The organism is Nostoc sp. CCY 9925, assembly GCF_963920935.1.
Lineage (GTDB): Bacteria > Cyanobacteriota > Cyanobacteriia > Cyanobacteriales > Nostocaceae > Nostoc.
In genome coordinates this window covers 33,100-47,266 of the sequence record NZ_CAWUDO010000009.1, presented here as the reverse complement: position 1 = coordinate 47,266, position 14,167 = coordinate 33,100, and the positions used below count along the sequence as shown (strand labels likewise).

The 14,167-nt window shown below is 40.7% G+C and carries 10 protein-coding genes and 1 CRISPR repeat array; of the genes, 4 read left to right on the top strand and 6 right to left on the bottom strand.

Going from position 1 to position 14,167, the window contains the following annotated elements; translation table 11 throughout:
* Positions 1-22: 22 nt before the first annotated feature.
* Positions 23-643, top strand: a complete 621-nt coding sequence (locus ACM0OY_RS07230) for a Uma2 family endonuclease (protein WP_414568181.1) — start codon at positions 23-25, stop codon at positions 641-643.
* A 3-nt stretch (positions 644-646) separates the two neighbouring features.
* Here ACM0OY_RS07230 and ACM0OY_RS07225 read toward each other — a convergent pair whose 3' ends face one another.
* On the bottom strand, positions 647-1,906 hold the full coding sequence (locus ACM0OY_RS07225) for an FAD-dependent hydroxylase (protein ID WP_414568180.1): 1,260 nt from the start codon (positions 1,904-1,906) through the stop codon (positions 647-649).
* A 429-nt stretch (positions 1,907-2,335) separates the two neighbouring features.
* On the opposite strand from ACM0OY_RS07225, the gene ACM0OY_RS07220 reads away from it, so the two are divergent.
* Entirely contained in the window at positions 2,336-2,515 is a 180-nt protein-coding gene (locus ACM0OY_RS07220) for a hypothetical protein (RefSeq protein ID WP_414568179.1), read from the top strand.
* 335 nt (positions 2,516-2,850) lie between these two features.
* Here ACM0OY_RS07220 and ACM0OY_RS07215 read toward each other — a convergent pair whose 3' ends face one another.
* Positions 2,851-3,027: a hypothetical protein gene (locus tag ACM0OY_RS07215; protein ID WP_414568178.1), complete on the bottom strand. Its 177-nt coding sequence runs from the start codon at positions 3,025-3,027 to the stop codon at positions 2,851-2,853.
* A 104-nt stretch (positions 3,028-3,131) separates the two neighbouring features.
* Positions 3,132-3,890 carry a YebC/PmpR family DNA-binding transcriptional regulator gene (locus tag ACM0OY_RS07210; RefSeq protein WP_414568177.1) on the bottom strand — a complete coding sequence of 253 codons (759 nt, stop codon included), beginning with the start codon at positions 3,888-3,890 and terminating at the stop codon, positions 3,132-3,134.
* Between the two features lie 202 nt (positions 3,891-4,092).
* On the opposite strand from ACM0OY_RS07210, the gene ACM0OY_RS07205 reads away from it, so the two are divergent.
* The gene (locus tag ACM0OY_RS07205) at positions 4,093-5,439 is read left to right on the top strand and encodes an ABC transporter substrate-binding protein (protein ID WP_414568176.1); all 1,347 of its coding nucleotides are present in this window, start codon (positions 4,093-4,095) and stop codon (positions 5,437-5,439) included.
* Between the two features lie 21 nt (positions 5,440-5,460).
* Here ACM0OY_RS07205 and ACM0OY_RS07200 read toward each other — a convergent pair whose 3' ends face one another.
* From ACM0OY_RS07200 to infC, 3 genes are all read right to left on the bottom strand, one after another.
* Complete coding sequence (locus ACM0OY_RS07200; protein ID WP_414568175.1) at positions 5,461-6,144, bottom strand: potassium channel family protein; 684 nt, start codon at positions 6,142-6,144, stop codon at positions 5,461-5,463.
* A 69-nt stretch (positions 6,145-6,213) separates the two neighbouring features.
* A CRISPR array of direct repeats spans positions 6,214-7,480; the repeat unit is 37 nt; unit sequence GTTTCAATCCCTAATAGGGATTTTAGTTAATTACAAT.
* Positions 7,481-7,747: 267 nt separating this feature from the next.
* Positions 7,748-10,756: an MFS transporter gene (locus tag ACM0OY_RS07195; RefSeq protein ID WP_414568174.1), complete on the bottom strand. Its 3,009-nt coding sequence runs from the start codon at positions 10,754-10,756 to the stop codon at positions 7,748-7,750.
* Positions 10,757-11,320: 564 nt separating this feature from the next.
* Positions 11,321-11,854, bottom strand: a complete 534-nt coding sequence (gene infC, locus ACM0OY_RS07190) for a translation initiation factor IF-3 (protein ID WP_099069477.1) — start codon at positions 11,852-11,854, stop codon at positions 11,321-11,323.
* A gap of 501 nt (positions 11,855-12,355) precedes the next feature.
* On the opposite strand from infC, the gene ACM0OY_RS07185 reads away from it, so the two are divergent.
* A complete protein-coding gene (locus tag ACM0OY_RS07185; protein WP_414568173.1) occupies positions 12,356-14,164 on the top strand; it encodes a protein kinase domain-containing protein in 1,809 nt (602 codons plus the stop codon).
* The last annotated feature ends 3 nt before the right edge of the window (positions 14,165-14,167 follow it).

Below are 14,167 nucleotides of genomic sequence, written 5' to 3'. Positions count from 1 at the left end.
TATCAGTAATCCTTTATCATTTATGACTCAAGCCATACCCAAGCAAGTAACCTTTGAGGAATTTGTCGATTGGCTACCCGAAAATTCAGAGGTACGCTACGAACTACATAACGGAGACATTGTTGAGATGGCACAACCAGTAGGGGAACACGAAGACCTTAAAGCATTTTTGACGATAAAGCTTGGTGCTTCAATTGACCGATTAAACCTTCCTTATGGTATCCCCAATCAAGTTATCGTTAGACCTCCTGAAAAAGATTCTGGTTACTTACCAGATATATTGGTGCTAAACCGTGCAAATCTGGTAAACGAACCATTGTGGAAAAAACAATCTATTGTTAGCCTGGGTGCATCGATACCTTTGGTGATTGAGGTTGTATCAACCAATTGGCGGGACGATTACTATTTAAAATACGCTGATTACGAAGAGATGGGTATCTCCGAATACTGGATTATCGATTATGCTGCCTTGGGTGGACGTAATTTTATCGGTAACCCCAAGCAACCGACAATCTCGGTTTGTAACTTGGTTGATGGGGAATATCAGGTAAGTAAGTTTCGAGATAGCGATCGCATCGTCTCCCAAACTTTTCCTGAATTAAATCTCACCCCAAACCAGATTTTTCAAGCTGGCCTGGTTTAGGGTTTATCGTTTTGCCAATTCTGGAGTCCGTCCCTTCAAACCGATCATCAATTTCAGCATAAATACTTTTAACACAGGTACTCGCTGCAATAACCATAAACCCAAGCGACGAACCAACACCACAGGTAAGAAATTATTAGAAAAAATCCGATCTAACAAATCGGTGAAACCCAAAATTGTCAGGTTTTCCAACTTGCGCCAGCGTTCATAACGTTTGAGAATTTGAATCTCGCCAATATCTTTACCAGACTTGTGGGCTGCTTGTATTACTTGTGCCAAAGCTGCTGCATCCCGAATACCCAAATTTAAACCTTGTCCGCCGACGGGATGACAGTTGTGTGCAGCGTCACCAATTAATGCTAGTCGGGGAAGAACATAGCGATCGCTTTGCATGAGTTGTACTTGAAAAACAAAGCGATCGCCTAGTAGTTCCAATTTACCCATCTGATTGCCATAGCGGCGGGTTAATTCTGCCAAAAATTGCTCATCATCCAAAGCACATAAAGCTTTTGCTTCTTCATGAGGGGCTGTCCACACAATTCGGCAGCGGTTCCCTGGTAAAGGTAAAATTGCAAACGGCCCGCTAGACCAAAATCTTTCATAAGCGGTATTATTGTGGGGTTTTTCGGGTTTGACAAATGCAACGATGCAAGACTGCCAATATTTCCAGCCAGAGGTTTTGATACCAGCAGCTTGACGAATCGGCGATCGCGATCCATCTGCGGCTACAAGTAATTTACTCTTGATAGTTCGTAGTTCGCCAGCAACTTTAATATCTATGGCTACAGCGTCCTGTTGGTACTGCGTATTTACCACCTCAGCCGGACACAGATAAGTCACATTTGCACAATCTCGAACAAACTCCTGTAAAGGTTCCAATATTGCTTGGTGTTCCGCCACATAACCCAACTCTGGCGTACCTATATCGTCTGTGACAAATTCCACCACACCGGGATAATCGGCATCAGAAAGACGAACCCGGCAATATTTGGCTATTTGAGGCAGCATTTTGTCCCAAACTCCAATTCCTTGGTAAATCAGGGACGAAAGCATGTGAATTGCATAGGCTTGACCCTTGGCTACTGCTGCTGATGCCACTTTCGCTTCAATCAGCAGCACACTCAAGCCAGAATCCTTTAAGGCAGAGGCTAGAGTTAACCCAGCAATTCCACCGCCTACAATTACCAAATCATATTCGTATCCCCGCTTGTCTGATGGTGTTTGGGGAGAGTAAAGAGTTTGATTAAGCTCTGCTAGCGCCATTGTGAAGATAAATTACAGCATCTTAACTCTTATTTTGACGCGATCGCGGCTTTTTGAGCAAGCTCAGACGAACAGTAAAAGGATCGGGATTGACGATTTGAATCACCTTACCAACATTTAATCATGTAAAAACACGTAATAACTTGGATGGTATTAGTAAAATAAATTACTATTTATTAGGGTGCGATCGCTACTAGTGCATCATAGCTACGACTTACGCACTCAGATCCCCCAACCCCCTTGAATAAGGGGGGATCGGGGTTTCAAGCTTGAGTGCGTAAGTCCTGATAGCTTTGGTGTAGTTTCTGTCTTTCTTCAGAATTAACTTCAAAATGCTACTAGAGACTTAGACTAATTCCTTCAGTTAGATATATACGAATTCATGACTGAATTAGTTAGGTTAATATAGGTAACTCTTAAAGGTCAAAAATGATGAATAGAACAGTAGTAACGATTTTAATGTTTACATTCTTAGTTTTATTTATCACCTCTCCTTTTGCTGCCCTTGCTAGCTTAATGCTCGTCTTGTTAGTCGGAGCATTTTTGTTTTTAGTAGGGAATATTTTCCAAACAATTATTAGTGGCAATGCCGATACTAATAAATCATGAAATTTAAACATAATTCACGATTAAAAATCGATAAATTCTAACTCAAACAAGCTTTATACCTAGCTTTGCAAGCTAGGTTGTATATTTTATTAACATGAAATTTGCTGTAAGTATTGAATGGGACACGTTTTTGAGGTAAATGAAGTACACAGGAGGGGCGAACAGCCGTTCGCCCTTACAATTATCTGTACCTCACAAAGTTGCAATCTGCTGTAATTGAAAATACCCGCTGATTACTATAGATTGCAGCGGGCTTAAATAATGCAATACTTTTGGAGTAAACTAAGGCTAAAGTTGATTACATAGTTACTAGAACTTTTTCCAGCTAATAGTAACTATTTATGAGCTTTGTGAACTAGATGATGCTTGTGGTGTTTGTAATATTTCTGATGAACTTTGGCAGTTTTTATTTTAGTATGGTGGATAGTTCCAGCTTGAACAGCAGGTACAGAAATGGCTACAGGGGCAGCAAATATTAAAGCCAAAACTAAAGCTTTCGCGAAGTTATGCACGTGAAATTCCTCATCAATTAATCAACAGTTAAACTATCCAACAGCTGTATGTCACGAGGTTGTAATTGATGTGAATCTTTCATGTCTGTTTGGACGGATTTTGCTTAAGAAATACTGAGAGTCATCAATTCTTCTGCTACTTCAAAGTTAGCTGTGACATTTTGAACATCATCTAAGCTTTCTAAAGTGTCAATTAATTTAAAAAGCGATCGCGCCTGTTCGGGATCGGTAACTTCTACACTATTACTGGGAACCCAGCGCAATTCAGCATCAGTGACTTTAAAGCCTTTATCCTTAAGTGTCTGGCTGAGGGTTTCTAAATTTCCGATTTCAGTAAATACCTCAGACATCTCATCTTCAGTCATTTCATAAGACTCGGCGCCACCTTCCAAGGATGCTTCTAAAAGCTGTTCCTCGTTAACCACACCCTGGACGAGACAAACGCCTTTTTGGTCAAACATCCAGCTAACACAACCTGTTTCACCCAAATTACCGCCATTTTTACTAAAAGCTGCACGCAAATCAGCGGCTGTGCGATTGCGATTATCTGTCAGGGCTTCAATCAAAATTGCCACACCACCGGGGCCGTAACCTTCGTAGCGAATAGCTTCAAAATTGGCGCTGTCTGCACCAAAAGTGCCTGCACCCTTAGCGATCGCCCGTTCAATATTATCATTGGGAATACTTGCTGCTTTTGCCTTGTCGATTGCTGTACGAAGTTGAAAATTCAGCGCTGGGTCTGGCACACCACTTCTGGCGGCAACAATAATTGCTCTCGATAACTGAGTGAAGGTTTTTCCCTTTTTTGCATCTACTACCGCCTTCTGGCGTTTAATATTTGCCCATTTACTATGTCCTGCCATAATCTGAAATTATCAAAATTCTACTCAAACATAATGATTATAAAATGAGTGAAGTTTTAGAATACCTAGCTTTGGCGCAAATGCAAAGATGAATTTGGTAAAAGGGAGTGGGAACTAGTAACAGGGGACTAAGGACTAGGAAATAAATATTTAGGAATACTTTCTCTATACCCAGTACCCAGTACCGAATTTAATAAACATCATGCAAGATTATTTTTCATCTCTTTGGCATACCAAGCGAACAAGAAAGAACTTGTCAGACTACTTGAGGAATTTGCTGCTGATATTGTTGGCGGGCATAGTAGCCTTCATTGGATGTCAAGCTATTCTACCTGGTGTTAAACAAGATAATGTAATTCATTTAACCCTTTGGCAAGGGGTAAATCCGCCACCAAATCGGGATGTGCTGCAAAAGCTGGTGGACAAATTCAATCAATCTCACCCAGATATTCAAGTAGAGTCGCTTTATGTCGGACAACAGGATCAGCAAACGCCCAAGATTTTGGCAGCAGTGGTAGGAAATGCACCTCCTGATTTGTTGTGGTACAATTCGACGATCGCCGGTCAATTGGTAGAACTTGGGGCGCTTTTACCTTTGGATGAAATGCTAGAAAAATCCCCAATTAAAGCCGAAATTGACCCCACTTTATATACATCAATGAAATATAACGGTAAGATTTGGTCTGTGCCGTTTGCTAGCAATAATGTTGGTATTTTTTATCGCCCAAGTTTGTTTAAGGCTGCGGGAATTACTGAATTACCCCGGACTTGGGAGGAGTTTGGCCAAGTTGCCAAGCAATTAACTCGTGATACTAATGGCGATGGGCGAACAGATCAATATGGCATGTTTCTACCTTTGGGGAAAGGAGAATTTACAGTCTTCACTTGGCTACCGTTTTTGTGGAGTAGCGGTGGCGAGTTGATGAGTGGTGATTCACAAAATGCGGCAGCAGTGGATTTGAAAGATAATCAAGGAGCGATCGCAGCTTTACAATTTTGGCGTGATTTAATTACGGAGGGTTCTGCTATTTTATCTAGTCCAGAACGCGGTTATGAGACAGATGACTTGCTCAGTGGTAAAGTTGCAATGCAATTAAATGGGCCTTGGAATCTGGGGCAATTTCAAACCAGTGGTGTTGATTTTGATGTTTTTCCTATTCCTGTTGCTGAAAAAGCTGCTACTGTTATCGGTGGTGAAAATCTCTTCTTTTTCAAAACCACACCAGAACGTGAAAAAGCAGCTTTTAAGTTTGTTGAATATACTTTGAGTGAAGAATTTCAAACAGAATTAGCATTGGAAACTGGCTATTTACCAGTGAATCTGAAGTCTCGTGAAAATCCCAAATATCAGGATTTTGTCAATCAAATTCCCCAAGCAAAAGTATTTTTAGAGCAAGCAAAATATGGGCGATCGCGTCCGATTTTTCTTGGTTACAATAGAATTTCCGACAGCTTAGGACGGGCAATTGAATCTGTGTTGTTGGGTCAATATTCACCAACCAAAGCACTCCAACAAACCCAGCAGCGTTTAGATTTAATTTTTGAATAACCAAGTCTAAAATTGTGCTAATTACGAATTATTACAGCCTTCTATAAAATCAATGACTTGGTGTAAACATCCTGGTTTAGTCACAATCAGCACAGTTGAATCAGGTTCCAGTACTGTACTGCCATTGGGAATCATCAAATTTTCGTGGGGATGAGGTTGATAGCCAATAATTAACGAACCAGTGGGAAACCGGGAATCCTGAGCAATTTCAGCAACGCTACGACCAACAACATAGCAATTATTTGGGATGGAAAGTTTTAGCACCTCAATCTGTCCCTGCTCAAAATGCATCATCGATTCTACTTGCGGATACTCAATGGCATTTACCATTGTTGAAACCGATAGTTCAACAGTACTGATAATATGGTTAGCTCCAGCCAGACGCAGCGGTTCAGCAAAATCAGGGTGGCGCATCCGACTTAAAATATGAGGAACGCCATAATGTTTAGCAAGAGTCACCATTGCCAAGTTTAAGGCATCACTGCGGAGGACAGCAGCCAAAGAGCTAGCTTTGCGAATCCCAGCTTCTAACAATACTTCTGTACTTACAGCACTTCCTTCAAAAGCCATTGCCCCCACTTGTTCGCGAGCATAGCGACAAGCGGTAGGGTCAATATCAATAACCGCAACAGTATGCCCCAGTTCTACTAGTTTCTGCGCTAAACTCAGCCCCACTAAGCCTGCTCCACCAATTAATACGTACATTAATATTCCTAATGCTCTTTGAGTTTTTACTTTACTCTCTAGGCTAACAGGGAATGAACGTGTGAGAAGTTTTCAATCCCTAATAGGGATTTTAGTTAATTGCAATTTGATAAGTTCATTTCTAGGGCGTTCTTTGCAGTTTCAATCCCTAATAGGGATTTTAGTTAATTACAATCAGCCTCTTTAGCCTTAGTCCTTACTTTCCACCAGTTTCAATCCCTAATAGGGATTTTAGTTAATTACAATCTCATATTTCCTCGTCAGTGTAGGGAATTAAGCCACCCTACAGTTTCAATCCCTAATAGGGATTTTAGTTAATTACAATTTGGTAAATACCTTGTTCATCTATGCCAGTTATGTGTTTCAATCCCTAATAGGGATTTTAGTTAATTACAATTATTGCTCTTCACGAATTCATTGAGGAGTGCATTAAAAAGTTTCAATCCCTAATAGGGATTTTAGTTAATTACAATCGGTATCTAATAGATTCCAAAAAATTCAAACACCAGGTTTCAATCCCTAATAGGGATTTTAGTTAATTACAATGTTGCTCCATAAGATACACGGCGTTACGTATGTGTTTCAATCCCTAATAGGGATTTTAGTTAATTACAATAAGGTGTGATTCTAATACGTCTGAGGAAACCTCGTTTCAATCCCTAATAGGGATTTTAGTTAATTACAATTTTTCAGTTAATTTATCCCTGAAAATACTAAAAGTTTCAATCCCTAATAGGGATTTTAGTTAATTACAATCTTCCCATGATTATGATAGACATGCGGAAATTCTGTTTCAATCCCTAATAGGGATTTTAGTTAATTACAATCGCCATCGCGCGAGTTCCAAATCCACTCCACCTGTTTCAATCCCTAATAGGGATTTTAGTTAATTACAATCTATTCTTGGATAAATAAAAGAGTTTGAGTTAGGTTTCAATCCCTAATAGGGATTTTAGTTAATTACAATCAGCCATTGTCAGTCCTTTGATAATAAATAGCTCTCGTTTCAATCCCTAATAGGGATTTTAGTTAATTACAATTACTTTTTGGCGTAATGCATCAGAAGATTCCTTGAGTTTCAATCCCTAATAGGGATTTTAGTTAATTACAATACTACCGCTACTCAGACAACTGGTGGTGGAGCTATTGTTTCAATCCCTAATAGGGATTTTAGTTAATTACAATATACTAAGTATATCCTAAATGATTATGAGGATATTTCAGGTTTCAATCCCTAATAGGGATTTTAGTTAATTACAATGATCTTTAGTCGTTCTCGCTGGAGGGGTACATATAGGTGTTTCAATCCCTAATAGGGATTTTAGTTAATTACAATGGCGGGAGTCTAAAAGTGCTGCGATATTTGGTTTTCAAGGTACTGTTGCGCGGATGGGGTAATCATAACACAAAAATTTGTAATTTTACTAGATCTAAATCGCTGAAAGCTAGGCCAAATAAGGTGCGCGGATGTTTGAGAGATGCTATTGGCGCCAAATTCTTACATAGAAGGCAATTGAGCCATTTTTGTAGTCACCTGCTCATAAACACCTACCCATCCGCGCACTCAGCAAAGAGATTAGTCTAATTAGACGTAAACTTCCCACTACTTCTTGTAATTTTTGAATTGATATTTTTCCAGCAACTCTTTAACTTGGGCGGCTACTAGAGGGTGTGGGTCGTTTTGTAATTGGGGTAGGATTTGGAAAAGGACGCGCTGTGAAACCATATTCAAGTATGCGATCGCCGCTTCCCGAACAAAGCCAGTTGGATGGCGTAAACTGGCTACAATCTCAGAACTTGTCAGTCGGATACGTGCAACCTGAGCAAAATGAAAACAGCAAGCTAGGCACCAGTCAGAAAGCAAATTACCCAATAGCAGTAATCTGTGGAGGCGATCGCTAACTAACATACTTTCATATTCGACAATTTTTGCTTCTACTAAATGTTGTAATTTTTCTGGCTCTGTTCGCTGATCTAAAATATTCAGCAATAGAGATTTGGAAGACAAGGTTATGGTGTGTTCTAAGATTTCTAACCCCCGTGCTAAGTTGACCAATGAGAGCGATCGCAAATTAAAGGCTGCTGCTTGCATCTTTTCTGGCGAGTAAAGCAGTCTCAGTAGCAGTAACAACCGTTCTTTGACATCCAATTCTAATTCTCTGAGCGATCGTTGCAGCAACTCACAGACAATCAAAATCCTCTCATTTGATTGATAATCTTCTTGTTTTTCTAGAGCTTGAAAGTCTATATAAGCAGCGTAAATTTCACCTAAAAATCGTAGTTCTTGGTCGATTAATTTTTCCACCCTACTTTCATAAAACCGATCTCGTAAGCCTGTAATTGCCGGTTGTTTGTGTATTTTGAGTAAGCTGTGAAGAATATGATCCCTGGTAGTACCCCAATAAGTTTCTAGGTTTTCCCATAAAGCTTCCATTGCTTCCTGGGTATTAACTTGAGCAATGGTTCGCCAAGCATACATCCGCACTACTTCTGGTTTGTAAATATTCGTAGCCAACTGCAATAGCATTTCTAGGGCTTCATTTTCCAATCTTACTAGGGCTAACATTGCTGTGCTACGGGTTGACTTATAGTAAAGTGCGGCAATCAGCGCTGAATAATACTCCTCTAAATGGGTTGCTGCAATCATTTCCAATACCGCACAGCGCACCCTTAACGATTCATCTTGTAATAAATTCGGAATGTGAATTCGTAATGCCTGCAAATAAACTGCTTCTCTGAGCGCCTTGACTCCATTTATCCGTTCTCGTTCTTGCTTATGAGTCAGCATCCGGCGCATGGTTTTGGTAGCTGCTACTTTTTGCATCGGGGTTCCTTGGCGTAAGACTAAAGCAGCGGCGGTGGCGCGGATGAGTGAGTTTTGCCGGGGGTTTAGGTATTCTTCAAGGAGGCTTAAATTGGGATTTGGTTCAGCTAGCCAAATGTAGCGCAACGCTAGAGCAAAAACTTCGGGGTTAGTTTCTTGGGGTTGTTCTAACAAAGGACGGATAGCAGTTACATAAGCGGGATTTGCACCTCCCATTAGCATCACTTCCAAACTTTGACACTGTAAATCTGGGGTTAACTTGACTAATAAAGGTGCTAAAACTTCCGCAGCACCTTGGGAATCAATTTGGGCTAAAAGTTCAATACAAGAGTGTTTATCTGCCTCATTGCCTTTTTCAGCCAATGCTTTGACTACGCCCTGCTTAAAGAATTTTAGACCGACATTCGTTGCACTCAGTTGACCGCGTGCCACGCTTAAAACTAACAAGTCAACATAGCGCGATCGCAATTGGCAAACTACTTTTAAACAAGTGCTAGCTATCAGCATTGTTTCTGCGACTAACACCCATTTTTGCAGTGGCTCAGGTACAAATTGCCCACAAACTAATAAAGTGAGAAAAATTAATAATCCCGTCAACCCTGTGGCGATGGCTTCGGCAGTTCCGCCAGATAAGGTCTGCATCTGGCTGCGAATTGCCTCTGGAATCGGTTGATACAGTATGGGCCCGCTACTCATCACAAAGGTGTAGCGCAGAAGTTCATCACAGAATTTGACAATTATTAGACCCCAGAAAAAGCTTTGCGATTGCATCGCTGGAATTAAATGCAAAAATACCAGCACTCCCGGTAGTAAAAAGCCAACGGTGATTGGTAAAAGTGTGGCAGTAAAAAAGACTCCCATCCGTTCAATAAGTCGGCTGGAAATAAACCACTGGATCAACAACTCACACAATCCCAACATGCCACCAAATAGACCCAAGAAACTAGCGAGTTCTCGGTCGTTTAAAGTCGATTGGAGTTCGCGCAAATACTGAAAATCTATTAATAACCCAATCACCTGCAACAGACCTACAAAAGCAAATAAATGCCAAACATAGCGCTTCAAAGGACTTTTGAGAAAACGCTGTCGTGAAGCTTGTTCTCCAGGAATTGTGATTTGTGGAGTTTCAGGAAAAGCTGCTCGATACTGATGAGTTAAATAGAATAAAATTACCGATCCTAATAAAATCACGCCACAGGCGATGAGAATCACCTTATTGAGTCTGGCGTACTGCACCAACCAAGGTAAACTAAAACCACTGATGACATCTGCTACTAGAAGGCCACTACTGACCAGTGGATAAGTACGCTTAATCTCTCGAATGTTAAATAGTTGGTTAGCAACAATGGAGGTGTTGAGGTCATTGACCACATAAAGTGCATCTACCCACAGCCGCAGCAGAAACACCAAAATCACTGCTAAGTAGGAAACATTGGTTCCCCAACGTAATAAAACTAACAAAATTAATGGCGTCACCATGCAAGGTGCGATCGCCACAATCACCTGGCGTAAAGGATAAATTTTTTGTAGCCAAGAATATAAAAAAACCAGTCCTGTACTCATTACGGCACTGGCAATATACATCCAAGGTAGTAGATTAGTATCATATTCACCTAAAAACAGCGCCACTGTACTGTCCTCTGCCCACCGTAATCCTACAGATACAGTTGTGTAAAATATGAACATCATCTGAGTCCGTTCGCTCTCCTCCGGTCGGAGATTTACCCACTGTAGCAATCGTGGTAAAGCAACTTTATTTACAGCCAACCAGTGATTTTTCAGTTCCATGCAGTTTTAGTTTCTGGTAGTATCACCGCGTAATGGAGAAGAGAACACGGAGAGAAGTCGGAGCGCCGGCTTCCGGCGCTCCGAACTTCGGGGGACGCGGGAACATCGGGACACGGAGAATTTTTTCCCCACCTTCCCCTACCCTTCGGGAACGCTTTCAGCGAACGAGTGAGAAAGTTCGGACTCGACGGAAAGCGGAGCCACTCCGTTGGACGGGTTTCCCGGCTTGAAGGAAGTGGCGTCCAAGACTCCGACTTCCTCACCGCGTCTCCCCCTCTGTGTGTCTCTTCATTCCCCCATCCCCCAGACATCACAAAAGTCCTGAGCAACTGAGTATTATCTTTCCCACTCAGCGTTCAGGACTATCGATTTGAGATAAATTTATACGACCTGATACTATTGACAAAAATATTTGCAATATATAAATCACCTGTAGGGGCTTACTGCTGTACGCCCCTACCTATGTATGTCTATAAAATGTGTAATCTTGTGACAGCTAAAATGAAAAAATCCCCTGGCTAAAAGCCAAGGGATTTTCAAACTTATCTATTGAAAGTTAAAGGATTATTTTTTGGGTGAGAGGAGCATCATCATATTTCGCCCTTCTTTTTTGGGCGCTTGCTGAACTTCACCAAACGGCTCTAAGTCCGTTGCCATGCGTTTGAGCAAATCTTCTGCGAGGTCACTGTGTTGAATTTCTCGGCCCCGAAACATCACGGTAGCTTTGACTTTATCACCATCTTTCAAAAAGCGCTCTGCTTGCTTGACACGCACGTTGTAGTCGTGTTCTTCTATTTTGTAGCGCATCTTAACTTCTTTGACATCAGCCGTGTGCTGTTTTTTACGGGCTTCCCGCGCCTTTTTCTCCTGCTCAAACTTGTATTTCCCGTAGTCCATAATCCGACAAACTGGCGGGTCAGCTTTGTCACTGAGTAGCACTAAATCTAGTTCTTTTTCCTCTGCTAGTTGTAGTGCTTCTTGTGGGGGCATAATTCCCAATTGTCCGCCATCAGTGTCAATGACCCGAATTTTCGGGAAGCGAATTCGTTCGTTAATTTGAGGCAGATCGCGAGTTCTTTTTTTCTCAATCACAGGCATTATGATTTTTGGGAGCTCTTAATGAAGGATTTGGTATGGTTTTGACTGGTATGCCTTTGAGGCAAAATACTGAAATAAGTCAGGACTGAAAACATAAGTCTACAGTTCTAGGGTAACTAATTCATGAAATAGTTGCGTCATTGTATTTGTCATTCTACTCATTGTGAGAGAATTTCTGTGCAACAGTTAACCGAAATTACACATCCTTGCTAAATGTTAAGTATTGTGAAAAATATTTGTCAATACTTGATAACCTCAGACTGAGCAGATAATCTCCACAATAGCAAGATTACAGATACAAAGCATCTAAGCAAATGTTAATGTAACATATTGCATTACATTTGGTAATGTTAGTAATATTTATTATCAAAAAACATTGTTAAATTTACTTAGATAAATAGAGTAGCTATATTTGAGAAGGTACAACAACCCTAAATGCAGCAGTAGGAGCACAGTATTGCTTAGCTGGGTCAATTTTAGCCTTAGGGATGTTTTTGTAGGGTGGGTATAGATTGCCCGCCTGTAACTGGTAGGAAAATTTTGCTTTTACAAGGACGTTATCGTTTAATTAAACGAATTGGTAAAGGGGGATTCTGCAAAACCTTCCTCGCTGTAGATGAAGGTCAGTTTCCTCCAATACCTTGCGTGGTTCAAGAATTATTGTCAGAGTGCGAAACATCTAAAACTTTTGAGCAAAAGGCACAAAGTTTAGAGGAATTAGGAAAGCATGAACAAATTCCGGCTTTATTGAATTATTTTCAGTATCAGCAGCATTTTTATTTAGTGCAGGAGTTTATTGCAGGTAGAAATTTAGCTCAGGTGGTTGCAGAGGAGGGTGTTTTTAATGGAACTCAGATTTGGCAAATTTTAGAGGATTTGTTACCAGTTTTGCAGTTTATTAGCGATCGCCACATCATCCATCGCGATATTAAACCGGAAAATATTATCTGTAGAACCCCTCCTAACCCCAAAGGTGAAGCAAATCTAGTAATAGTTGATTTTAGCACTGCGAAAATTGTCACAGAAATTGATTGCTTAATAGCTGATAACAATATCGGTAGTCCAGAATATGCTGCACCAGAGCAAACTATAGGAAAAGCTGTTTTTGCAAGTGACCTTTATAGTCTCGGTGTCACTTGCATTTATCTACTTACCCAAATTCCTCCATTTGATTTATTTGATGTTGTAAATAATTGCTGGGTTTGGCGAGATTATTTAACTACTAAAGGCAATATATGGCAACAAGAGACAAAAAATTTACGCTTGACAAAAATCCTTGATAAGCTACTCCAAAATGTTGTTAGTCAACGCTTTCAATCAGCTGATGAAGTCATGCAAGCAATGGATATCAAATCTAAATCCCAAGATTTGAAATTACCAAATCCTCTATGGCACTGCTCATCTACTTTAACTGAATATTCTGTTGTTTCGAGTAGTGTGAATGCTCTTGTTTTCTCTCCTGAAGGTAACATTTTAGCCAGTACTAATGACGAGAAAAACATTAAATTGTGGGATTTAAATACTAAAAAAGTGATAGCTAGCTTATTGGGACATTCACAAGTGGTAAAATCAGTTGCTTTCAGTCCTGATGGCAAAATTCTGGCAAGTGCTAGCGACGATAAAACTATCAAATTGTGGGACATCAACACATTAACAGAAATCTGCACTCTCCCAGGACACTCTCACGCGGTGAAATCAGTTGCTTTCAGTCCAGACGGACAGATTCTTGCTAGTGGTAGCTGGGATAAAACAGTCAAACTCTGGAATGTAAATAGTGGGGCTGAAATTTGTACCTTAACTGGACATCAATTACAGGTAAATTCAGTAGCGTTTAGTTCCCAAGGGCAAATTCTAGCCAGTGCTAGTTATGACAGAACAATTCGCCTGTGGCAGATAAATTCCCAAACAGAATTTAAAAACTGCCCATGCTATACCTTGTTAGGCATCCTTTCGGGTCATGCATGGGCAGTTTTGACAGTCGCTTTCAGTCCCGATGGAAAAATTCTGGCGACGGGTAGCGATGATAAAACTATTAAATTGTGGGAAGTGTACACTGGTCAGGAAATCAGCACACTTTCAGGCCATTCCTGGTCTGTAATAGGTGTAGCTTTCACTGCCGATGGCAAAACCCTGATTAGCGCAAGTTGGGACAAGACAGTTAAACTCTGGAGATTGAGTACAACAGAAGAGATTGTGACTCTTTCTGGTCATACAGACTCAGTATCTGCCATTGCTGTGAGCCAAGTTACACAACTGATTGCAAGTGGCAGCAAGGACAAGACTATTAAACTCTGGCAGCTTGTAGAATAGCAC

Coding starts and splice junctions, on each gene's coding strand:
- ACM0OY_RS07210 (WP_414568177.1), bottom strand. CDS start 3,890: ATGGCAGGACATAGTAAATGGGCAAATATTAAACGCCAGAAGGCGGTA.
- ACM0OY_RS07195 (WP_414568174.1), bottom strand. CDS start 10,756: ATGGAACTGAAAAATCACTGGTTGGCTGTAAATAAAGTTGCTTTACCA.
- ACM0OY_RS07220 (WP_414568179.1), top strand. CDS start 2,336: ATGATGAATAGAACAGTAGTAACGATTTTAATGTTTACATTCTTAGTT.
- ACM0OY_RS07205 (WP_414568176.1), top strand. CDS start 4,093: ATGCAAGATTATTTTTCATCTCTTTGGCATACCAAGCGAACAAGAAAG.
- ACM0OY_RS07200 (WP_414568175.1), bottom strand. CDS start 6,144: ATGTACGTATTAATTGGTGGAGCAGGCTTAGTGGGGCTGAGTTTAGCG.
- ACM0OY_RS07230 (WP_414568181.1), top strand. CDS start 23: ATGACTCAAGCCATACCCAAGCAAGTAACCTTTGAGGAATTTGTCGAT.
- infC (WP_099069477.1), bottom strand. CDS start 11,854: ATGCCTGTGATTGAGAAAAAAAGAACTCGCGATCTGCCTCAAATTAAC.
- ACM0OY_RS07225 (WP_414568180.1), bottom strand. CDS start 1,906: ATGGCGCTAGCAGAGCTTAATCAAACTCTTTACTCTCCCCAAACACCA.